The 20,622-nt window shown below is 66.3% G+C and carries 16 protein-coding genes and 1 pseudogene; 8 read left to right on the top strand and 9 right to left on the bottom strand.

Annotated elements, in window-relative coordinates:
- Window positions 1-61: 61 nt before the first annotated feature.
- Window positions 62-913 (bottom strand): anti-sigma factor, encoded by an 852-nt coding sequence (locus AFR_RS34280; protein WP_023561417.1) that lies wholly within the window; start codon window positions 911-913, stop codon window positions 62-64.
- On the bottom strand, window positions 910-1,410 hold the full coding sequence (locus tag AFR_RS34275; protein ID WP_023561416.1) for a SigE family RNA polymerase sigma factor: 501 nt from the start codon (window positions 1,408-1,410) through the stop codon (window positions 910-912). The genes AFR_RS34280 and AFR_RS34275 overlap by 4 nt, the downstream gene beginning before the upstream one ends.
- A gap of 376 nt (window positions 1,411-1,786) precedes the next feature.
- Between AFR_RS34275 and AFR_RS34270 the strand changes: the two genes are divergently transcribed.
- The 4 genes from AFR_RS34270 to AFR_RS34255 all read left to right on the top strand — a co-directional run bounded on the left by AFR_RS34270 (window position 1,787) and on the right by AFR_RS34255 (window position 4,667).
- On the top strand, window positions 1,787-2,380 hold the full coding sequence (locus tag AFR_RS34270) for a hypothetical protein (RefSeq protein WP_023561415.1): 594 nt from the start codon (window positions 1,787-1,789) through the stop codon (window positions 2,378-2,380).
- A gap of 252 nt (window positions 2,381-2,632) precedes the next feature.
- Window positions 2,633-3,865 carry a L,D-transpeptidase gene (locus AFR_RS34265; protein WP_041841360.1) on the top strand — a complete coding sequence of 411 codons (1,233 nt, stop codon included), beginning with the start codon at window positions 2,633-2,635 and terminating at the stop codon, window positions 3,863-3,865.
- Window positions 3,866-3,920: 55 nt separating this feature from the next.
- Complete coding sequence (locus AFR_RS34260) at window positions 3,921-4,199, top strand: hypothetical protein (RefSeq protein WP_023561413.1); 279 nt, start codon at window positions 3,921-3,923, stop codon at window positions 4,197-4,199.
- A gap of 3 nt (window positions 4,200-4,202) precedes the next feature.
- Window positions 4,203-4,667: a hypothetical protein gene (locus tag AFR_RS34255; RefSeq protein WP_023561412.1), complete on the top strand. Its 465-nt coding sequence runs from the start codon at window positions 4,203-4,205 to the stop codon at window positions 4,665-4,667.
- On the opposite strand, the gene AFR_RS46935 is transcribed toward AFR_RS34255, so the two are convergent.
- The 6 genes from AFR_RS46935 to AFR_RS34225 form a co-directional block, all read right to left on the bottom strand.
- The gene (locus AFR_RS46935; protein ID WP_023561411.1) at window positions 4,668-5,369 is read right to left on the bottom strand and encodes a CYTH domain-containing protein; all 702 of its coding nucleotides are present in this window, start codon (window positions 5,367-5,369) and stop codon (window positions 4,668-4,670) included.
- A 94-nt stretch (window positions 5,370-5,463) separates the two neighbouring features.
- Entirely contained in the window at window positions 5,464-6,987 is a 1,524-nt protein-coding gene (locus AFR_RS34245) for a S8 family serine peptidase (RefSeq protein ID WP_023561410.1), read from the bottom strand.
- An 80-nt stretch (window positions 6,988-7,067) separates the two neighbouring features.
- On the bottom strand, window positions 7,068-7,532 hold the full coding sequence (locus AFR_RS34240) for a hypothetical protein (RefSeq protein ID WP_023561409.1): 465 nt from the start codon (window positions 7,530-7,532) through the stop codon (window positions 7,068-7,070).
- A complete protein-coding gene (locus AFR_RS34235; RefSeq protein WP_023561408.1) occupies window positions 7,529-9,835 on the bottom strand; it encodes a molybdopterin oxidoreductase family protein in 2,307 nt (768 codons plus the stop codon). The genes AFR_RS34240 and AFR_RS34235 overlap by 4 nt, the downstream gene beginning before the upstream one ends.
- Before the next feature lie 87 nt (window positions 9,836-9,922).
- On the bottom strand, window positions 9,923-10,420 hold the full coding sequence (locus tag AFR_RS34230) for a GNAT family N-acetyltransferase (RefSeq protein ID WP_041841358.1): 498 nt from the start codon (window positions 10,418-10,420) through the stop codon (window positions 9,923-9,925).
- Window positions 10,421-10,569: 149 nt separating this feature from the next.
- Window positions 10,570-12,714, bottom strand: a complete 2,145-nt coding sequence (locus AFR_RS34225) for an MMPL family transporter (protein WP_041841357.1) — start codon at window positions 12,712-12,714, stop codon at window positions 10,570-10,572.
- A gap of 173 nt (window positions 12,715-12,887) precedes the next feature.
- Between AFR_RS34225 and AFR_RS34220 the strand changes: the two genes are divergently transcribed.
- Window positions 12,888-14,099, top strand: a complete 1,212-nt coding sequence (locus AFR_RS34220) for a hypothetical protein (protein WP_084298233.1) — start codon at window positions 12,888-12,890, stop codon at window positions 14,097-14,099.
- Window positions 14,100-14,109: 10 nt separating this feature from the next.
- Here AFR_RS34220 and AFR_RS34215 read toward each other — a convergent pair whose 3' ends face one another.
- Complete coding sequence (locus AFR_RS34215; RefSeq protein WP_023561404.1) at window positions 14,110-14,775, bottom strand: response regulator; 666 nt, start codon at window positions 14,773-14,775, stop codon at window positions 14,110-14,112.
- Window positions 14,776-16,021: 1,246 nt separating this feature from the next.
- Here AFR_RS34215 and AFR_RS48165 point away from each other — a divergent pair.
- From AFR_RS48165 to AFR_RS46425, 3 genes and pseudogenes are all read left to right on the top strand, one after another.
- Window positions 16,022-16,105 (top strand): annotated as a pseudogene (locus AFR_RS48165) (site-specific integrase); the annotation flags it as partial.
- Between the two features lie 689 nt (window positions 16,106-16,794).
- A complete protein-coding gene (locus AFR_RS46430) occupies window positions 16,795-17,508 on the top strand; it encodes a DUF6082 family protein (RefSeq protein ID WP_148308152.1) in 714 nt (237 codons plus the stop codon).
- Between the two features lie 964 nt (window positions 17,509-18,472).
- Complete coding sequence (locus AFR_RS46425; RefSeq protein ID WP_148308151.1) at window positions 18,473-19,768, top strand: pentapeptide repeat-containing protein; 1,296 nt, start codon at window positions 18,473-18,475, stop codon at window positions 19,766-19,768.
- Window positions 19,769-20,622 lie beyond the last annotated feature (854 nt).

The raw sequence follows: 20,622 nt of genomic DNA, 5'->3' as shown, positions 1-20,622 counted from the left end.
CGGATCAACCTGAGACCAGGATTAGAGCCGTCGCCACTGCGGTGCGCCCGGGCGCGGCCGCTCACGCCCAGGTCATACCACGCAGCAACGCGTCGAACTCGGATTTCCCGATCGTGGTGCCGGGCACCTCCAGCGTGAAGCGCACGGCCTCGGTGTTGGAGGACCACCAGCCGGCGGTCATGCTGCCGGCATGGTCGTACACGTCGATCCGGCCACCTTTCACCTCCAGGGAATGATCAGGCTTCTCGACCGTGCCGTCGGGCTCCGGCTGCCAGCGGGACGCCAGCACCCGCAGGTCCGGACCGCCGGCCCGGGTGAACCGGAACGCGATGGTGGCGTCGCCGGAGCCGAGCCACACCGGCGACTGCTCGCTCCACCCCCCGGCCGCAAGATCAGGCAGGTCCGTGTCGGAGAAGACGAACGGTTGCCCGTACGGACTGCGCCCGTCCTTCAAGAACCGCGTACCGACCGCCTGCGGCAGCTCGAACGTCCGTGCCGTCACCTGTGTGTCATCGGCACAGTCCGTGTACGCGCCGTCCAAGGACATCGTGACCTTGTCCTCGGCGGACACCAGCTCGTCAGGGGCGGGTTCGAGCTCGACACACTTGCCGCGCAGCGGTGCCGCGTACACGGTGATCCGTTTGCCGGTCCGGTCGATCCGCGCGCCGAGCCATGGCACACCCACCACCGGCGCCTGGGAAGCGGCCGGTTGGGGAGACACAGGCGCCGGATCCTGTCGCGCGACCGCAAATCCACCGACGATCACCAGTACGGCGGCCGTCACGGCCCCCCACCCGGCTGCCCGGCGGCGACGCACCCGGCGCCGGATCGCAGCATGCGGTGCCGGCAGCAGGGCCGGCGGAACCGTGGCCACCGCCCGGTCGAACAGGTCCACGACCTCCTCGTCACTCATCGATCCACTCCCTCGCTCAACAGTGCCCGCAACTGCGGGTCGCGGCGCAACGCCGTCAGGGCGCGCGATGTGTGTGACTTCACGGTGCCGGGCCGCAGACCCAGGACCTGGGCCGTGTCGGCCTCGCTGAAGTCCCCGTGGAACCGCAGCATCAGCACCGCCCGCTGCTGCCGCGGCAGTCGCGAGAGGGCACCGGCGAGCAGGTGGCGCAGCTCGACCCCGTCGAGCTCACCCCCACCCGCCGCCTGTTCCGGCAGGTGCTCCGTGGGCAGCTCCCCCCGCCACCGCCTCCGCCACCAGCTCAGGTACGTGGTGGCGAGCATCGCGCGAAAATACGCGTCGGGCGTGCCCTCCCTGATCCGCGGCCAGCGGCTGTACCCGCGGGCCAGCACCGCCTGAACCAGGTCCTCCGCGCGGTGCCAGTCATGCGTGAGCAACCACGCGGACCGCAGCAAGCGCGGCCACGCCGCACTGACGTACGCCTCGAAATCCTCCACCGGTCACCTCCTGACCTCTCAACAACGCCGGCCCAGGAAATGGTTGTCACAGATCATGAAGTTCCGCGCGGCGCAAACAAGTGGCGATGGCATCGCGGTAGCTCAGCGCGGTCGCGGCCAAGACCAGCATCCTCAGACCTCACTGCACCTCCGCGAAGCCACGCCTTTACTCCGCGCCGCGAGCAGCGCGCCGGCCGGGACGAAAGGAAGCGGGTGGCGGCACGCCAACCGCTCCTCGCGACATCACAAGGGCGGAAGACCGGGACTACCGCAGACTGGCGGAGTTTGGAAGTTCGCGGCGTGGCTTGGTTTGGGCGACAAAATCGCTGATGGCCGCTCGCAACTTTCAGTTGCGAAAGAGTGACACTCTGCCAACATGGAGCCCGAAGTTCTGGTGTCTGCCATGGCGATGGTCGTGTCGGTTCTCGCCTTGGGGATCACTTCGGCGTTGACTCGCGCTCAAGTGCGGTCGATGCGCAAGGCCAACGACCTTCCCGTCATGATCGAGCTGCTGATCAAGGAATACGTCAATGACGAATTCCAGGCCCAGCACCGCTTGGTGACGGAAACCCTGCCTACCGTCGATGCATCTCTGGGCTTTGAAGGGCTGCCCGAGCCGTTGCGAACCGCCGCGTACCGCGTCGCCTGGTATTACAACGCTACCGGCGGTCTGATCGCGCTGGGCACGGTGGACGAGATCATGTTTGTCGGCGGCATCAACTTCCGGGTGCGTCATGCGTGGAGCGCCATGGAGGCTCACATTGGTGTCGAGCGCAACAGTCGTGGACAGCCGTTCCTTGATGGCTTCGAGCATCTCGCTGCCCGCTGTTTTGCCAACAGCCCGCATGTTCTCGAGCAGACGCGCAGGCTCGAGAAAGTACCGGCAACCGCGCAAAGAGTCGGGTTTTCTCTCGACCCCGCGCAAGCTTCAGCCCAGCCGACAACGTCATCGGGCAGCAACACTCCGTGACGAGGCACGCTGATCGCGTGGCGCGGCCACCATCCGGCGCAGGAGATGGGGTTGTCGCTGCCCACGGCCGCCGATCATGGGCCCAGTGGACAGTTGGTCAGATTTCCATCGATGGGGGTCTACCGAGGGCCGCCGGGATCTGTCAGGATGATCTTTTTTTGAAGAAGGACGCAACTTTTTCGGGCCCCGCAGCCGTCTGTACATACAGGGCCTTGGATGGCGCCGGTTGACATCCCCTTGAATGTGAGAGTAATGATTCAGCGACGTAAAGTGATCATTGGCGCGGTCGGTATAGCTGCGGCTGCGACTGCTGCCGGGTGCTCGACGTCCGACAAGGGCAAGGCGGGCGGCGCTCCCACGGGGTGGGTCGAGCCGGCGGCGAACATCGAGGCGGCGGCGGCTCCCGTCAAGGTGAGTGTGACGCCGGCGAACGGTGACACGGGTGTGTTGCCGTTGAAGCCGATCGTGGTCGGGGTTGCGGACGGCAAGCTGCAGTCGGTCACCGTCACGGCGGGTAAGTCGAAGATCGACGGTTCGGTTCAGGACGACGGGACCTGGCGGTCGACCGAAAACCTCGCGTACGGCAAGAAGTACAAGGTGAGCGTCACGGCGACCGACAGTGCGGGCGCGGCGACCACTGAGGACAGCACCTTCACGACGTTGAAGCCGGAGAACATCGCCCGGGTGACTTTCCAGGCGAACGGCATGCTCGCGTTGAAGGAGGGGCGGACGTACGGTGCCGGGCAGCCGGTGATCGTGGCGTTCAGCCGCGCCGTGAACAAGAACGCGGCGGAGAAGGCCATCGAGATCACGACGTCGCCCGCGGTGAAGGGCAAGTTCTTCTGGAAGGACGACAAGACCGTCCACTGGCGGCCGGCGAAGTACTGGGCCGCCGGGACGACGGTCAAGGTCAAGGTCGACATGTTCGGCGTCAAGCTCGGCAAGACCACGTACGGGTCGAAGAACGTGTCGACGAGTTTCAAGGTCGGCCGGCAGCTGATCGCGGTCAGTGACAACCGGACGCACCTGACGAAGGTCTACATCAACGGCAAACTTGTCCGCACGATGAAGAGCAGCCTCGGCAAGGGCGGCGGCACGACCGGCGCGAACGGCGAGCGCATCAGTTACTGGACCGCGGGTGGCCCGCACGTCGTGCTGGGCAAGAAGCGTAAGCACACGATGAGCTCGGCCAGTTACGGCGTCACCGACCCCAAGGACCCGAACTACTACGTGTCGGAGAACATCGAGTTCTGCACGCGGATCAGCTATTCCGGTGAATATCTGCACGCCGCGCCGTGGAACGCGTCGCTGGGCCGGGCCAACCTGTCGCACGGCTGCATCAATCTGAGCACCGCCGACGCCAAGTGGGTCTACAACAACTTCCTGGTCGGCGACATCGTCGACGTCAAGAACACCCCCCGCGAGCTGCCCATCTGGAACGGTCTCGGCGACTGGACGGTCCCGTTCGACCGGTACGGCAGCTGACCCGCGCCGTCAACGATGCCCGCGGGGGTGCTCGGGGCGGTTACGGTTAACCACCATGACGACCTATTCCGGCCCGGCGCGGCTGACACTTGTCGACGGCAAGCGTGTTTCGGGGATGGCCTCGCTCAGTACGAACAATCGCGGTGGTGTCGAGGGCTGGGGCGGGACGTTCCGGCCGGACCAGACGGGCGAGGACATTCGTGACGCGGGTGACGGGCTGTCGCTGGAGTTGCCCTACGACCAGATCGGGTCCGTGGATGTTGTCGGTGTCCGCAAGCTGCTCGCGACGCAGCTCCTGGTGTCCCTGGCCGGGCGCGGCCCCGCACCGTTCTGACCTGTGGTGAAGACACGCCGGTGGGTCGCCGCCGTCGCCGGGCTCCTGCTGCTTGCCGGTCTGGTCCTGGGGGCGGTGGCGGTCCTGCGGTGGAAGGCCGCCGGCGTTCCGCATCCGATCACCCCGCCGGCGGCGGGAGAAGCACAAGAGTACGACCGGGTTGTCCTCGACCGGGCGAGCATCATCGGCAGGAGCCTTCGCAACGATCGCGGGGACGCGACAGTGCGCATCTACGCCATGCCGCCGGGATCGCCGTGGTTGCAGGCGCGGAAGATCGTGGCCACGCAGCTTGATCATTGGGAGCAGCTCGGGGCGTGCACCGACCGGCCCGAGGCGCGGATCCTCGAGTGCGCGTGGCGGGAGCCGACCCGCTGGTGGCCACGCCGGGTGCAGCTCACCATGCTGCGCCCGCCGGCCGGCGAGCAGGGCCTGACCGTTGTGATCATCGGCTCCGGCCGGGGCGCCTGACTACTGCAGCAGGGCCAGCTCGGTCTTGGTGCGTTGCTGGTCGGCCGGGGTGACCCCGTACGCGCGGAGCGCCGCCGACATCCGTGCGGCGACCGTCGTGGCCTTGCCGATCGGGCAGCGGGTCGACAGTTCCAGCAGGTCGGAGCCGTCCGGGTACCGCCAGCGTTCGGCGGTCAGGTCCCGGCTGAGGCCGCGCAGCTTGATGCTGTGGCAGCGGACGTCGATCGGGCCGTACACGATGAGGCCGTCGGTCGTCGGGGCGTACCGGGTGAGCAGTTTGTGTTGCCGGGCGGAGAGCAGCCCGGTCAGCGGCCGGCCCGCCGCGAGCGTCCGGGAGATGTCGTTGCGGCCCAGCCGCCGTTTGAGCGTTCCGGAGCAGACCGCGTGGTCGGGCAGCGCATCGATCTCGACCTGGAAGCGGTCGGCGGTGCGCAACCAGCCCGGCACACGGCGGGGCTCGACCGGCCGCAGCTTGATCACCGCGTCGTCGCGCTGGTTGCGCCGGTCACGGAAGCGGATGATGACGCCGTTCCGGTAGAGGTCGAGATCCGGGGTGTCGAGGAAATAGACCCGCCGATCGGGTTTCCGGTCGGGGTCGAGGCCGAGCGACCGGCCGCGGTGCTCGGGCACCACCAGCTTGAGCTCCACCTCCGACGCCTGCCCGGCCAGGACGCGGACCGGGTCGGGCTGCCAGAATCCCATTTTTGTCACAGCGTGTGTTTTCCTCCGCCTCGGGTGGTGGCCGGGCGCATACCCCTGACACCCCAGCTTATGCGCACGGCCACCGGCTGGAGGGTCAGCTCCAGGAGGCGGAGGACCAGTCGTCGCTGGACCAGGAGCGGCCCGACCAGGCGCCGGCCGACCACGAGCGCCCGGACCACGAGCGTCCGGACCACGACGGGTCGGCCCAGGTCGTCGAGGCGCCCGTCCACGGTGCACTGTTGGACCAGACCGCCGGTGACCAGGTACGGGAGGCCCAAGAGGTGCCTGTCCAGCCGTCGCCCGCCAGTCGGTAACCCATCCAGACCCCGCCGGCCCAGGCGGCACCCGCGGCGGACTTCGCGGCCCAGCCGCTGGTCGCCAACGGCCCCCACACGGAACGCTGGCCCGAGAGCGGCACGTTGTCGAACATCACACGACTGTCACCGCGGGCGTTGTCCAGCGTGCCTGCGCCGCTCGACCTGTTCCAGCTCTGCGCCTGAACGGCGGAGCCGCTGCGGGCCAGTGCGGCGTTCACGTTGATCTCCTTGAGACCGAGCGCGGCTGCCGTTCCGTACGGGAGGTAAGTCGCGCTCCTGATCAGCCATTCCTTGATCTGGTCGGGGGTGGCCCACGGCTTCGCCTGCAGCAGCAGGGCGACGGCGGCGGAGGTCACCGCGGCGGCCTGCGAGGTGCCGCTGCCCCGGAACAGCGTGTCGCCCACCCGGGCCGACGGGTTGGCCAGGTCGACCGACGAGCCGTTGTCGCGCAGGGACAGGATCGACGTACCGGGGGCGAGGACGTTGATCTGCTTGCCGGCCTTCGGAAGGTTGGTGAAGGTGGTCAGCTCGTCGTCGTAGGTCGTGGCGGTTCCCTTGGTCGCCGTGGCGCCCACAGTGATGATCCACTCGTCGGAGGCGGGGTTGGCCAGCACTCCGGCGCCGTTGCCGTCGTTGCCCGCCGCGGCGACCACGACGATCCCGGCCTGCCACGCCTTCTCGACGGCAAAACCGAGGGAGTCGTTCCAGGTGTTCGGGGTGCCACCGGAGCCGTACGAGAGGTTGATGACCTTGATGGGGTTGGCGGTGTCGTCGTTGCGGTGCGCGACCACCCAGTCGACCGCGGCGATGACCTGCGAGACGTCGACCGTTCCGGTGGCCGTGCCGACCTTGATCGAGGTCAGCTTGACGTCGGGGGCCAGACCGACGGTGCCGGTGGCGGCGTCGTTGCCGACGATGATGCCGGCCATGTGGGTGCCGTGCCCGAAAGTGTCGAGGTAGCGCAGCTGGGGGGCCTGCGACTCCATCGACAGGTCGGGGCCGTTCACGATCCGGCCGGCCGGCAGACCGGGCACCGGCGCGACACCGGTGTCGATCAGGGCCACACCGACTCCCCGGCCGGTCAGCGCAGCCGTCGCGGTGGTGTCGGCGCCGATGACGGTACGCACCTGGCGCAGCGTCGTCGCACTCTCCGTGCTCGTCGAGCCGAGCCAGCTCGCCCAGTTGCGCGCCAGGGGGCGTGGCGGGGCTGCCGAGGCGGGGGTCGCCACCACGCCGAGCGGCAGCACCGCCAGGGCGGCGGAAACAGCTGACATGACAACGCGCTTCGTGCTGTCGGCCATGGGCACTCCAGTCTCGCTCTCCACTACGTCGAGCGAGTGCATCGGCCGCACCGGCAGGGATCTGAGAACTTTCCTGCCAGTCAGTCGGCGACGACCAGGGCCTGCGGGGCGGCGGCCTTCATGCGTGTCCGCAGCCACGCGAGCTGGATCGCGGTCTCGGCGTCGCAGCTGGTCACCACCTCGATCAGATCCCGGTCGCGGACGCCTCGCGCAGCCTGGCCGACAACCGTCCAGCACACGTCGCACTCCGCGGCCATCAGATAGAGGTCCTGCAGGTCACGCAGCAGGCCGATCCCACCCGTACGCGTGCCCCGGAACAACTCGGAGTGCAGCCGCTCCGGTTCTTCGGGGGCGTCCTCGGCGTAGCGGCGCGCGAACGGCTCCAGCCGTGCGGCGTGGTCGTCGCACCGCTCGGCCTGCTGCCGGCAGAGCAGGTCGATGTCCGGCTCGTCGCCGTGCGCGGCGGCCACCTGCCGGAACGCGTCGGCCAGGGTGAGCTGGGCGCGGTGCAGCAGTCCGAGGTAGTGGGCCAGGTGCACGGTCATCCCTCCGGTCCGGCGAGCTTGGCGATCCGTACCGCCGCGACCTTGAAGATCGGTTGTTTGGACACCGGGTCCCAGGCGGTCACGGTGAGCTCGTTGGCCGCCCGGGGCCGGCGGCCGGCCGGGTCGACGTCGAAGTAGCCGTAGTGGAACGGCACGAACACCACCCCGAGCCGGATGCCCCCGAGGCGGGCGCGGGCCTCGATCCCCCCGCGGGGTGAGGAGATATTGACCAGGTCACCCTCGGTGATCCCGTACCGGGCCGCGTCGTCCGGATGCAACTCGACCCACACGTCCGGCGCGGCCGCGTCGAGCTCCGGCGCCCGGCCGGTCTTGGTACGCGTGTGAAATTGGTAGATCGTGCGCCCGGTGGTCAGCAGCAGCGGGAAGTCGCCGGAGGGCACCTCGGGGGAGGGCTGGTAGTCGGCGGCGTGGAGGAACGCCCGCCCGGCCGGCTCCTTGGCGCGGTACTGCTCGGCGGTGAACTCCGCACCGGTGCTCAGATCCTGCCCGTACGTCTCGCAGTAGCCGGGATCGGTGTTGAAGACGCCGTCGGTGTAGAGCCGTTCACCACCCCACTGGATGCCGCTTCCCCCGCGCAACCGCTCGTAGGTGATCGCGGTGTAGTCGCACGGCCGTCCCGCCGAGCACCACTTCCACGCCTCGAACGCCTCCTCGGGTGTGGTCCAGCCGATCAGCGGTTCGCCGTCGCGGTTGCGGAAGTCCATGCGCCGGGCGTAGTCGAGGAAGATGTCCAGGTCGGCCCGCGCCTCGCCGGGCGGGTCGACGGCTTTCTCGCTCAGGTGCACGGTGCGGTCGGCGTTGGTGAACGTGCCGGTCTTCTCACCCCACGTCGCCGCGGGCAGCACCACGTCGGCCAGTTCCGCGGTTTCGGTGAGGAACAGGTCCTGCACGACCACCAGGAGCTCCGGCTGCGCCAGGATGCGGCGGATGCGGGCCAGGTCGGGCAGGGACACGGCGGGGTTGGTGGCACTGATCCACAGCAGCTTGATCGAGCCCTGTTCGGCGTACCGCCAGATCTGCAGGGCGTGGGTCGGGGGCGACCAGTGCGGGATCGTCAGGTCGTCGACGTTCCACAGTTCGGCCAGCTCGCGGATGTGGTCGGGGTTGTCCCAGTTGCGCAGGCCGGGGAGGTCACCGTCGGCGCCGGTCTCACGCGTGTTCTGCGCGGTGGGCTGACCGTTCATCTGATAGACCCCGGCGCCGGGACGACCGAGCTGGCCGCGTACCAGGTGCAGGTTGTTGATCTGGCAGGACGCGGCGGTGGCCTGGTTGGACTGGTAGAAGCCCTGCAGGACGGTCGAGAGTAGGCGGCCGGCGGTGCCGATGACCTCGGCGGCACGTTCGATGTCGGCCGCCTTCAGGTCGCAGATGCCGGCGACCCGGTCGATCGGACAGGCGTCGACCACCCGGGACAGCTCGTCGAATCCGATCGTGTGGGCGGCGAGGTAGGTGTCGTCGCACCAGCCCCGCTGGATGATCTCGCGGAGGAGACCGTTGAGCAGGGCCTGATTGGTGCCGGTCCGCGGCGCGAGATGCACGTCGGCCTCGCGCGCCACCGGCGTGGATCGCGGATCGACGGCGAGCAGCGCCGGCGGGTTCGGTCCGCTGCGGCGATCGAGCATCCGCATCCAGAGGACGGCCTGCGTCTCCGCCGGGTTGTGCCCCCACACGGCGATCGTGTCGCAGTGATCGACGTCGGTGTAGGAGCCCGGCTGGCCGTCGGTGCCGAAACTGGCCTTGAGCGCCGCCGCGGCCGTGGCCGTGCACAGCCGGGTGTTGCCGTCCATGTGCGGGTTGCCGAGACCGGCTTTCCCGATCAGGCCGAGCGTGTAGTAGTCCTCCAGGAACAGCTGTCCGCTGGTGTAGAACCCGAAATGTCCCCAGCCGCCCGGGCCCTCGAGAAGCTCCCGCGAGCGGTGCACGATCCGGCCCATCGCCGTGTCCCAGTCGGTCTCCACCAGCCGGCCGTCCTGCCGGATCAACGGCCGGGTCAGCCGGTCGGGACTGTTGTTGGCCTGCCAGCCGTAAAGATCCTTGGGCCCGAGCCGGCCACGGTTGACCCGGTCCTCCGCGCGGCCACGCACGCCGACGATCCGCCCGTCCTTGACGGCGATGTCCATGGCGTCGCCGTTCGAGTGCAGGATCGACGCCGACTGCACCCAGCGGTCGACGTCCGCTTCTTCGACACCCTCGGCGAGGTGCAGGTCGACGCGGGCGGGCCACGTCTGCCCAGGCCCGTACGGCGTCCGCTCGCCCCAGGGGTCAGCGATCCGGTCAGCCATGGTGCACTCCCTCCCGTGCCGGCCTGACCGACCACACCGACATCCGGCGGCCGCCTGACTACCCCTGCCGGGCCGGGCTAGTCGTCGTCAGTCCCGTTCGCGTTCCACGGTCCGGAAGGTGCGGAAACCGCGGCGCAGATAGTTGGGCAACGCGCCGGCGTGGTCCGCCGTTGACGTGTGCAGCCAGATTCGCCGAACGGCGGGGATCAGCTCCCAGGCGCGCCGCACCGTGAGGGTCAGCGCGTGTCCGCCGAGGCCCCGGCCGACGAACTCCGGCACCAGACCGAAGGTCTCGATCTCCACCTCCGGGCCGGGGTGCAGATCGTAAGCGGCCAGGCCGGCGGGCTCATCGTCGAAGGACAGCTGCCAGAACACCCGGTCCGGATATCGGGCACGCCAGGCGGTCCACTCCTCCGCCGTACGGGTGGCGCACTTCCAGCCGTGGGGAGCACCTATGCGTACCTGAAGGTCGACGACCAGGGGTGAGTCGCGGTCCAGAGGATCGAGCGTCAACCCGGCCACCGGATCCGCCGGAACGAGCTGGTCCTGTGCCGTCATTTCCAGATAGGTCACGGTCTCCCTCACTCTTCGGAGATTACGGGAGGTCTGGTCCGGTCGTCGTCGGCCCACCACCTCAGCCTTGGCTCGGGACCGAAGGCCGGCGGCCGTAGGGCCGTTGAAAGATCCGGGACGGGTCTGGGTCCCCGTCCCGGATCTCGTCCGTGCCGCCGCGCTCACCGTTGCAGCGCTGGCTCCTGATCGTCCACGAGCGGCCGTCGATCGTCCGGCAGCTCCACCGGTCGGGACAACCGGCTCGGCCACCACATCCGTCGGCCGATCAGCAGGGTGAGGGCGGGGACCAGGACCGACCGCACCAGCAGGGCGTCGAGCAGCACGCCGAAGGCGACCAGGAACCCGACCTCGATCAGCATCACCAGCGGTAGCGTCGCGAGGACCGCAAACGTGGCCGCCAGGACCAGCCCGGCCGAGGTGATGACGCCACCGGTGGCGGAGAGGGCTTTGAGCATGCCCTCTCTGGTGCCGAGCCGCACGGTCTCCTCCCGGGCCCGGCTGGTCAGGAAGATGTTGTAGTCGACGCCGAGTGCCACCAGGAACAGGAATGCCAGCAGCGGCACCGAATAATCGACTCCCTTGAACCCGAGAATCGTGTCGAAGACGAACACGCTGCCACCGAAGGCCGCGGCGAACGAGACGATCACGGTGGCCATCAAGATCAGCGGGGCCACGATCGCCCGCAGCAGCAGCCCCAGGACGATCAGGACGACGGCGAGCACCAGCGGGATCACCAGCTTCTCGTCGCGACTGGTGGTCACCTCGGTGTCGAGGTTCTCCGCGCTCGGCCCGCCGACGATCGCCTCCGCCCCGTTGACCGCGTGCACGGCGGTGCGCACCCGCTTGATCGTGTCGTATTCCGCGGCGGTGTCCGGCGCGTCGGCCGGGAACACGGAGATGTCGGTCCAGCCGCCGCTGGTCTCGCCCGGGGCGGCCTGTGCGACGCCGGGAGTGCGCTTGACGACGTCGAGAATCTGATCCTGGTACGCCGGCCGCGTGTAGATCGTCATCGGCTGGCCACCGAGCTCGGGGAAGTGCTGGCGCAGAACGGTGAAGCCGGTGACCGACTCCGGCGCGGACAGGAACTGGTCCTGCTCCCGCAGGGCGCCGGTGTTGCCCGACAGCCCGATGGCGAGCACGCCCAGGATGCCGAGTGAGCCGAGCGTCGCCACCCACCGGCGGCGGCTGATGGCGGTGCCGAGCCGTCCCCACAGCCCCGGCTTCGCCTCCACGGCCGCGTTGAACCGCGGGATGGCCGGCCAGAAGATCCGCCTGCCGAGCACCACGAGCAGCGCCGGGAACAGCGTCAGCATGGCCACCAGCGCGCAGAGGATGCCGGCCGCACCGATCGGGCCCAGCCCGCTGGTGCTGTTCAGGTCCGCGACGAGCAGGCAGAGCAGGCCGGCGACCACGGTGGCCGCGGACGCAACGATGGCCGGCGCCGCGCCGCGGAGCGCGTGGACCATCGCGACCCGGACGTTCTCGTGGTGGTGCAGACTCTCCCGATATCGAGCGATGAGCAACAGCGCGTAGTCCGTGCCGACGCCGAACACCAGGATCGTCAGCAGCGCCGAGTTCTGGTCGTTGACCACGATGCCGAAGCCCTTGACGAGCAGGTAGACGGTCGCCATCGAGGTCAGTGCGGCCGCGCCCACGGCCACGAGCGGGATGAACCACAACACCGGGCTGCGGTAGGTGAGGATGAGCAGGACCGTGACGACGATGACGGTGGTGAGGAAGACCTGCAGGTCGATGCCGTCGAAGACGGCGTCCAGGTCGCCGTCGATCGCGGCGGGGCCGGTCACCTCGAGCTGCAGGCCGGCGGGGCGGTCCTTCGCAGCGTCACGCAACGGGCCGACGAGCGCCTCCGGTGCGCCGTGGGTCGTGCTCACGTCGAGGGTGAACACCATCGCCTGGCGGTCGGTGGACAGTCGCGTCGGCGAATCGTCGTCGTCCTCGCCGGCCGCCGCAGTTTTCGGCGGATACCGTTTGGCCAGGGTGTTGTAGTGCCGCTGGACTGTCGCGCGGTCGGCGTCGGTCAAGGCGCCGGCGCGGTGGTACACGAAGACGAACGTGTTGTCCTCACCGCCGGGGAGACTGTCCTCCAGAACCGCCACCTTGGTGGACTCGGCGCCGGCCGGCAGGGTGTCCACGGCTCTGTCGGTGGTGACCGAGCTCAACTTTCCGCTCAGCGGCACCATGACCACCGCCAGCGCCAGCCACAAGCCGATCACCAGCCACGGCACCCACCGGCCCGCCAACCGACCGGGCGGCGTTTCCTTGGGTGACACTGCGTTGCTTGACATCAATAGCCTCCTGACGAGTTGCATTGCTTGTCCGAGGCTGAATTCGTACCGAGCGAATCTGAGACGATCGTTAATGCGGCGCTCCGGGAGCAGGACCGTGGTACTGCCTTCCTCCCGGGAATCACGACTGCGGTACGACGAGACGCGACAACATCGGTCCTAGCGTTCAGGCCATGAGGAAATTCGACAGTCCACGGTGGAAGTTCGCGGCGGGTGCCATGACGCTGGTGACAGCGTTCGCTGCCGTCGCCGCCTGCGGCTCGGACGCCGACAACAGCGTGGCGCCCCCACCCGCCGGTTCGCACAGTGCGCATGCGGGCGCGTCGTCGGCTCCACCGCAGCCGCTGCGCGCCGGCGAACGGTTCCTGGACCTGAAGATGGCCGAGGCCTACACGCCGACGCCGCCGGAGGGCGGTGGCTCGGACGAGTACCGGTGCCAGATGATCGATCCGGGCCTGACCAGAGCGGCGTTCCTGACCGGTACACAATTCGCACCGGAGAACGTCGCCATCGCGCACCACGCCATCGTGTACGCGGTGCCGCCGGGCGGTGCTGCCGCGGTGCGCAAGCAGGACGCAAAGACCCCTGGCCTCGGCTGGCAGTGTTTCGGCGGAACCGGCGTGGCCGGCGCCGAGGTCGAAGAGGGAGACGCGGCGTGGGTGGACACCTGGGCGCCAGGTGCCACGGAAACGCTGCTCGACCAGGACGCCGGCTACAAGCTGGAGCCGGGCGGCCTGATCGTCCTCCAGATCCACTACAACCTGCTCGCGACCGACGGCAAGCCGACCGGGTCGGACCTCTCGGCGGTGCGGCTGCGGCTGACGGACGGCACGCCCTGCACCCGGGAACTCGAAACGTGGTCGCTCGACGGGCCGATCGACCTGCCCTGCGCCGCCGACGAGTCGGGCCCGCTCTGCGACCGGGCGGCCTCGATCGCGGACGTGACGAAGCGGTTCGGCCCGGAGGTCGGCGAAATGGCGGACGACCAGGTGGAGGAATGCAACCGGGGCGGCGCCCCGAAGCCCGGTGACACCCAGACCTGCGACCACAAGGTGGAAGCCCCGGCAACGCTGTTCGCCGGCTTCGGCCACATGCACATGCTCGGGCGGGCCCTCAAGGTCGAACTCAACCCGGGTACGCCGAAAGCCAAGGTCGTGCTGGACGTGCCACAGTTCGACTTCGACAACCAGCGCCTGATGAAGCTGCCGTCACCGGTGGAGATCGGCCCGGGCGACACGCTACGGGTGACGTGCAAGCACGACGTCGGACTGCGCAAACTGGTGCCCCAGCTGAAAAAACTGCCACCCCGCTACGTGGTGTGGGGCGACGGCACCAGCGACGAGATGTGCATCGGCATCATGGCGGTCTCGCCCCGCAAGTCCTGACTACGGTGTGCTAAACCGGCCGGGTGAGTCTCAAATTGTAGGCGAGGATGACGGCCTGGATCCGGTCCCGAGCGCCGATCTTGGCGAGGACCCTCCCGACGTGCGCCTTCACCGTCGACTCCGACAGCGTGAACCGTTGCGCGATCTCGCCGTTGGTGAGGCCGTGGCCGATAGCGACAAGAACCTCGCGCTCGCGGCCGGTCAGGAACTCCAGCCGGGGATCCTCCCGCACGGGCCCGCCGAGATCATCGTCGAGCTGGTCGCCGAACGCATCAAGCAACCGCCGAACCAGCGCCGGCGCGATCACAGCATCCCCGGCCGCGACGGATCGGATACCGGCAAGAAGTTCCTCCGGGCGAATGTCCTTGAACAGAAAACCGCTCGCCCCTGCCCGCAGCGCGGCGAACGCATACCGATCCAAGTCGAACGTCGTCAGCACCAGGACCCGCGACCGCCCACCGGCAGCGACAATGCGCCGGGTGGCTTCGATCCCGTCGACACCAGGCATACGGATATCCATCAGCACCACGTCGGGCCGCAACTCGGTGATCCGACGAACAGCCTCGGCACCGTTCTCGGCCTCGCCGACGATCTCGGTGTCGGGGGTGTTCTCCAACAACATGCGAAAGCCGAAGCGCTGCAGCGGCTGGGCCTCCGCCACCAGCACAGAGATCATGAAAGGCTGCCTTTCAGGGTCGCGGCCGTCCGGTGGGGGCCGACGCTGACCTTGCGGCCGTGAAGCGCGACGTGGGCCTCGGCCAAGCTGACGAGGCCGAGACCCGCGTCGCCCGGCGATGCCTACTTCCTACTGAGCGATCCTGAGACGACCGTTAAAACGGCGCTCGCCGGCGGGCCGCTACCGTGCCCGCGCATCCCTCTGCGACCTAGCGCCCGGCAAAACAAGAACCGGATACCCGAATAGGGCATCCGGCTCAACAACGGTGCTGGTGGGCGGTACCAGGATCGAACCAGTGACCACTTCCGTGTCAGGGAATTGTCATGGCCGTTCGGCCAGCACCTAAGCGAGCCCTGAGCTGCAAGAAGGGTCCGTCAGCGTCCATGGGCGTCCGGGTTCGTACCGTTTGGTGGTCACTCAGTCAGTCACCCCCGGCTTCACGCGTAGCCACGTCGCCAGACCCCGGCCCACGAGCCATGCGCCGACCCCCGCCAGCATGAAGCCTGGGATGTGGTAGTCCGCAGTGGTCCAGATCGAATACACCACTACGGCGAAACCTAGGCATAGCAACACTGTACCGACAGCGAACTGCAACATCAGTTTACGAGGATCATTGTCGTGGTTCATGGCGTAAGAGAAGCACACGGTCGCATGTGGGCATGCATTGGCTGAATGATGGTCCGTCACAGCCAGGTCGCTCGTGGTCACACGTCTGCTCATGAGCTGGACGAGCCAGCTCAGTTGCCGCTGGGGATCCAGGCAACCCGTGATCCCGAATAAGCTTGGACAACACGCGGGCGACCCGCACACAGTCACCCTTCTGGTCAGCATTCCGTGTTGCGTGGCGGTTCGCGGTCTCTCTGTTTCCGAATGTCTTGCCACACCTCGTGCAAACGAGGCCGGTCTGAGAACCGAGGACACCATATTGCTCGGCATAGTGACGAAAGAAACGACTCTTGTTTCTCTCGGTAAGTGGTCGAACCGCCACCATCAACTACATAAATAAATTCGGCGGGGTTAAAGTCTTTGCTTTTTGCAGCTCCTTAGGGAGCTTCTGTGTCAAGTTTGCGCCAATCTCAAATAGGGCATCAAGCTCGTACCCACCTAAAAGAGTTTATGTGGGCACTTTTTGATGCAGTCCGGCGAACCGAGCGACGACAAGCTGGTCAGTCGATGTAAGGGTCGTCCTGTGCTCGAACCCGTGATCGATGCGCAAGCGCATGGACGGGTGGATGTCGAAGGAGTCCTGCGGTACAGCTTCGTGTCGCTGCTGTCCGACGGCGGTGTATCCATCGGCGACATCGCCGACCTGTGCGGGCACTCAGGCACCGCGACACGTAGGCCTGCAGGGACACCGCGGGACTCGCCGGCGGGTCGTCACCCCAGACCTTGGTCACCGAGAAGGTCCACCACTACCAGCGCCGGCGCGGCGGCCATGGATCGGATCTTCGCCGAGAGTCGGCTTACTGAGGCTTAGTCACTCAGGAACTGAAAGAGGCCATATCCGTCGATAGGATATGGCCTCTGACCTGGTGGGCGATACTGGGATCGAACCAGTGACCTCTTCCGTGTCAGCTAGGTCAAGGTCAATTCACCACGTCGGCGTATGGCTATCTGCCCTGCTAGCGGCGTTGGTGGTTGTTGGTTTGGGTCGGTCGTTCCGGCGCAATATTGCAAGATCGTCTCCCAAATTTCTCCCAAGCGAGGGGATCGCCTACCTGAGCGGGCATCCCGTCGCGCAGGCTTCGCCCGGCCGGGCCGCGCCAGCCCGGGCAAGGTGGAGCACCCCACGTCTGACCGACCTTGACCGGGCTGGCGCGGCCCGGCTGCCTCCCGGTGTGCGATGGATACCCGCTGGACCTCGGCATCCCAGAGCCGCCGGGTCCAGGGCGGGTAGCCCGGCCGCCGGAGGCATCTTCCGGGTGCAGGGTCGGAGATCCTGCCCGCCGGAGGCTGCTCGGTGGTTAACCCCCCGAGGGCTCAATGCATCTTGTTGCCGGCGGCGGTGATGATTGCTTCATGAGGACGATTCGGGTGTCTGCTCGACGTGGGGTGGTCGTCGCCGCTCTAATCATGATCATATCTATCGGTTTCCTCGCGGTGATCGTCGCGTCTCCGTGGCTGACAAGATCATTGGTGGGTCGGCCCGGCGACTGGCGCGAACTATCTGAAGTCGGTCAGGCGTACGGTGGAATATCCGCGATCCTGTCGGGGCTCGCATTCTGCGGGATCGCGTGCTCACTGATCTTGCAATGGCATCAAACGCGGCTGAGTCAATCTATGACGGCCCGGGAGCGCCACTTCGAACTCGTCAAGATGGGGCTAGAGGACCCGAGCCTCATCATGCAGACCGAGGTTCCGGGAGGCGATCCAGCTATGCGGCGGAAGTTTTTGGTGTGCAGTTTGTGGATGGCACACTGGGCGATGCTTTGGGATACGAGAACAGTGGACCGGACGGAACTGCGGACCCTCTTCGACGAGTTTTTCGTTGATACCGACGCCGTGACCTGGTGGTCAGGTGTGCAGTCACATGGTTGGGGACGTGGCGCCACCAGTCGACGGCGTGCCTTCCTGACAGTTGCTGAAGAAGCGCACCGCGTGGCCCGCGGGAGAACGCCAGCAGCTAACAGCAAGGACGGCGTAGAGCGTCCGCAAGAGATGAAATCTTCCAGCGCTCGCCTCGGGTCGTCCCCGTCGAATGCGGCTATGTACGGACCCTCCGCGGAGGTCTGAGTCGCGAAGTGGGCGGTGTCGCGCGTCGTTCGATGCTTACGCCGAAGCTCCGGTTGCTCCTTAAACGGACCATCGAGGCTTCGGCGCGTCTGCGTAGGCTCGCCATCTGCGCGGTCGGGGTCGGCCCCCGGGAGCGAAGCGGCAAGGCGCCGATCCCCGAATCGCGCCTTGAAGGCGTATGGAAAGTTCTCACCGTCGGGTCGGCTGTTCAACGTGTCTGTACGTTTTTCAAGGAGGCCCGAAACGGGCCGCTCACGCCGCCGCCTGGGCGCGTGCCCGGGCCGCCGCTGCCGCTTTTGCCCGGACACGCAAGCAGCCCGTCGGCTGGCGTGGAACCGCGTAGTCGGGCCGCGACGACGACAGGCAGAAGCAGCGGTTTCGTGAAGGTCAGCAGACTTCGCCGGCAGCCGACCGGGGTGCGGCCTTGGCGACGTGGGCCAGCTGTCCGCGCCTGGCCGCAAAGCGACTCGCGGCCGTCAGCTCCGGGTGCGGCGGCGCGCATGGTGTCCGGGCCGCTCCTCCACCGTCAAGGGCGCTTCGCGTCGCAAGCGACGGCCATAGACCGGCCGCCCTGGACGGCGGAGCCTCTGCGTCCCTGAGCGGTCAGGGGTCAAGCGGCAGGCCAGTGGCCTGCCCGCAGGAAGGCGCACGCCGCCGCACCCGTCACCGACTCGGTTACACGCCCGGCGGGCGTCAAGGCAGCCTTGACGAATGCACGTTTTCTGAGGACCCGGTGTGCCGTTGCATCCTAGTCTTACTATCGGCCTCGTGTTGTCGACTACAACGCCCTAGTGGACCATTCTCTTGGTAGCTGCGGTCTACCCCGGGTTTCCGGCATCCTCCTGGCACGCGGGGCGGTAGAGACTCGACTGGCCACCACCCAGGTTTAGAAGCGAGGAATCGTGACCGCAGACTTGACAAGTAGATATTCCAGGTGCCAATTCGCAATCGTGACGGTGCTCTCGTGAGTCGTGTTAAGGTGAAAGCACTTGTGCGTGCCTATGCCCTGTTGGTCATTGCTGTCTTGCTCATTGTCGCGGCAACCGCAAATCTGATATTTGGGCAGATCGGGAAAATAGTCACGTCTGCTCCTGCATGGATAGCGCACAATTGGCCAGCCGTAACCCTCGCAGCCGGCATTCTGCTACTTGCGGCTTTCCTGATTAGGCGCTTATCGCTAGGCCGAGATCCCAAATCCCAACCCGTAAGCGCGGCGCATGTTCAGCCCATATCGATGAAGTCTGTGGTATTCGTTGCGTTGCTCGCCATTTCGGTCAGCTTAGTAGCACTAGCGTTACTTATGGGTCTTGCGAATCAAGCAATCCCTGCTAGTCGACCTCAAGCTCAGATTGATGCCGTGAAGACGGGATTGAGCGTAGCAGCGGGTATCGCGGCGGCAGGAGCTCTAATGTTGGCCGTTCGCCGGCAGAGACTCGCAGAAATAGCGCATTTGAGCCAGGATCACGACGCAGCGGAAAAGCGTAAGAACGAAATGTATGTAAAAGCCGTAGAGCAAATAGCATCGGAGCGGCCACAGGTTAGAATGGCTGGATTCTATGCATTGGAGCAGCTCGGCCAAAACAACCCGGAAGTAAGGCAAATGGTTGTCGACGTCATTTGCGCATATCTACGAATGCCCTTTGTTCCGCCGCCGGAGGCGTATCGGATCCCGTATTGGGCGCGAGACGCCGCAAACGATCTCGCTTTGATGAGTCTTGAAGGACGATTGGATGAGGCGCATCAAGCGCGATTCGAAGAGTGGCAGGTGAGAATGCTGGCTCAGGAGATCCTTGACCACAAGACGTTGAAGTATGGTGACCCTGTCCCCGACAGCTACTGGCCCGGCCTGTCGCTCAATTTGACTGACGCGGTTCTTGTAAATTGGCATTTTGGCGGCGGTCATATCGAGCATGGAAACTTTTCAGGCGCCACCTTTATAGGTAGATGTTTCTTGGATAACACAACTTTTACAGGTCAAGCGTGGTTTCGAGGCGCCGTATTTGTGGGTCCGACTTCCTTCTTTAGGTCTGTATTCGAGTTCACTGCGGATTTTCACGATGCGGAATTCAAACAAGATGCACATTTCGTCGAAGCTGAATTTGCAAGAAAGCCAGACTTTAAGGGAACTATTTTTGCGAAAACCCCTGTCGCCCTCCGCGCGAAACTTGCCGACGTTGTGGTCGAGGACGGTATCTTCGAAAAGAACGCCGCTGACGCTAGGCACATGATCAGTAACGACTCGAAGCGTCCGGGTGACTAGCTGAGTGACAATCGCCAGCGACTATGGTGTACGCTCGCGGACGACTCAGGACTGATACGTGCTGTTCGCCGCACTGTTGACCAAGCTCATTCGAGATCATGAGTTGCCAGCCGGCAGATCCGGGGCATACAAGTCCGGGTAGGCATGACGCCTCCGGCGGGGACTCTAATCTCCGGGATGGGTGGCGCCATTCCGTCAACCTTCGTCAGGCGAAGCCGAGCAGACAGGGCCTGCCTGGTCAAGGCCGGTCAGACGTGGGGTGCTCCACCTTGCCCAGGCAGGCCCTGTCCGCTCCATGGTGTGCGGACGAAGGCCGACGGGATGGCTCTAGCGGGCAAATGGCTCGGCGTGGGCAACGAGCGTCGGTTTATCCCTAGATCGTTGACATATTTCGGAATGGGAGCGCGAGAAGAAACATTGCTACGCCAGACTTCTGCCGATTATGCGCGAGGTTACGGCTGGCCGGCCAGGGCTTTAGCTCGCTTGATGTGCTCCTTAACGGTAGTCGAGGCCTCGTCTATGTCGTCACTCCGCGCCGGTTCCAATCGGCCATGAGCAATGCGATTTCGTACGTCTAGCGCCCGCATTAGACGCTCCAATTCGTCAGGAGCCAAGTGGGCCAACGTGGCGTAATCCCTCACGGCTCCACCAAATGGGCGCGAGGCGTGCAACGCGTCGGTGTCGTCTCCGACGGCCGTTCGAATCGAGCGCTCAAGTTCCCCCCATAGCACGAAGAACTCTGACGCGGTAATAGAGGCACGCTTATTCTTCGAGGCAATCCGGGTTTGAAGAATGGCCTGTCGCGTCTGTCTCATAATAAGCAGTGTCAAAAGCACTCCCGCACTTGCTACAAG

This window comes from Amorphoplanes friuliensis DSM 7358 (assembly GCF_000494755.1).
GTDB lineage: Bacteria > Actinomycetota > Actinomycetes > Mycobacteriales > Micromonosporaceae > Actinoplanes > Actinoplanes friuliensis.
Note: the sequence above shows the minus strand (reverse complement) of the source record. Positions and strands in the feature narration are given on the sequence as shown.

Coding starts and splice junctions, on each gene's coding strand:
- AFR_RS34280 (WP_023561417.1), bottom strand. CDS start 913: ATGAGTGACGAGGAGGTCGTGGACCTGTTCGACCGGGCGGTGGCCACG.
- AFR_RS34270 (WP_023561415.1), top strand. CDS start 1,787: ATGGAGCCCGAAGTTCTGGTGTCTGCCATGGCGATGGTCGTGTCGGTT.
- AFR_RS34265 (WP_041841360.1), top strand. CDS start 2,633: ATGATTCAGCGACGTAAAGTGATCATTGGCGCGGTCGGTATAGCTGCG.
- AFR_RS34260 (WP_023561413.1), top strand. CDS start 3,921: ATGACGACCTATTCCGGCCCGGCGCGGCTGACACTTGTCGACGGCAAG.
- AFR_RS46935 (WP_023561411.1), bottom strand. CDS start 5,369: ATGGGATTCTGGCAGCCCGACCCGGTCCGCGTCCTGGCCGGGCAGGCG.
- AFR_RS34245 (WP_023561410.1), bottom strand. CDS start 6,987: ATGGCCGACAGCACGAAGCGCGTTGTCATGTCAGCTGTTTCCGCCGCC.
- AFR_RS34240 (WP_023561409.1), bottom strand. CDS start 7,532: ATGACCGTGCACCTGGCCCACTACCTCGGACTGCTGCACCGCGCCCAG.
- AFR_RS34235 (WP_023561408.1), bottom strand. CDS start 9,835: ATGGCTGACCGGATCGCTGACCCCTGGGGCGAGCGGACGCCGTACGGG.
- AFR_RS34225 (WP_041841357.1), bottom strand. CDS start 12,714: ATGTCAAGCAACGCAGTGTCACCCAAGGAAACGCCGCCCGGTCGGTTG.
- AFR_RS34220 (WP_084298233.1), top strand. CDS start 12,888: ATGAGGAAATTCGACAGTCCACGGTGGAAGTTCGCGGCGGGTGCCATG.
- AFR_RS34215 (WP_023561404.1), bottom strand. CDS start 14,775: ATGATCTCTGTGCTGGTGGCGGAGGCCCAGCCGCTGCAGCGCTTCGGC.
- AFR_RS46430 (WP_148308152.1), top strand. CDS start 16,795: ATGAGGACGATTCGGGTGTCTGCTCGACGTGGGGTGGTCGTCGCCGCT.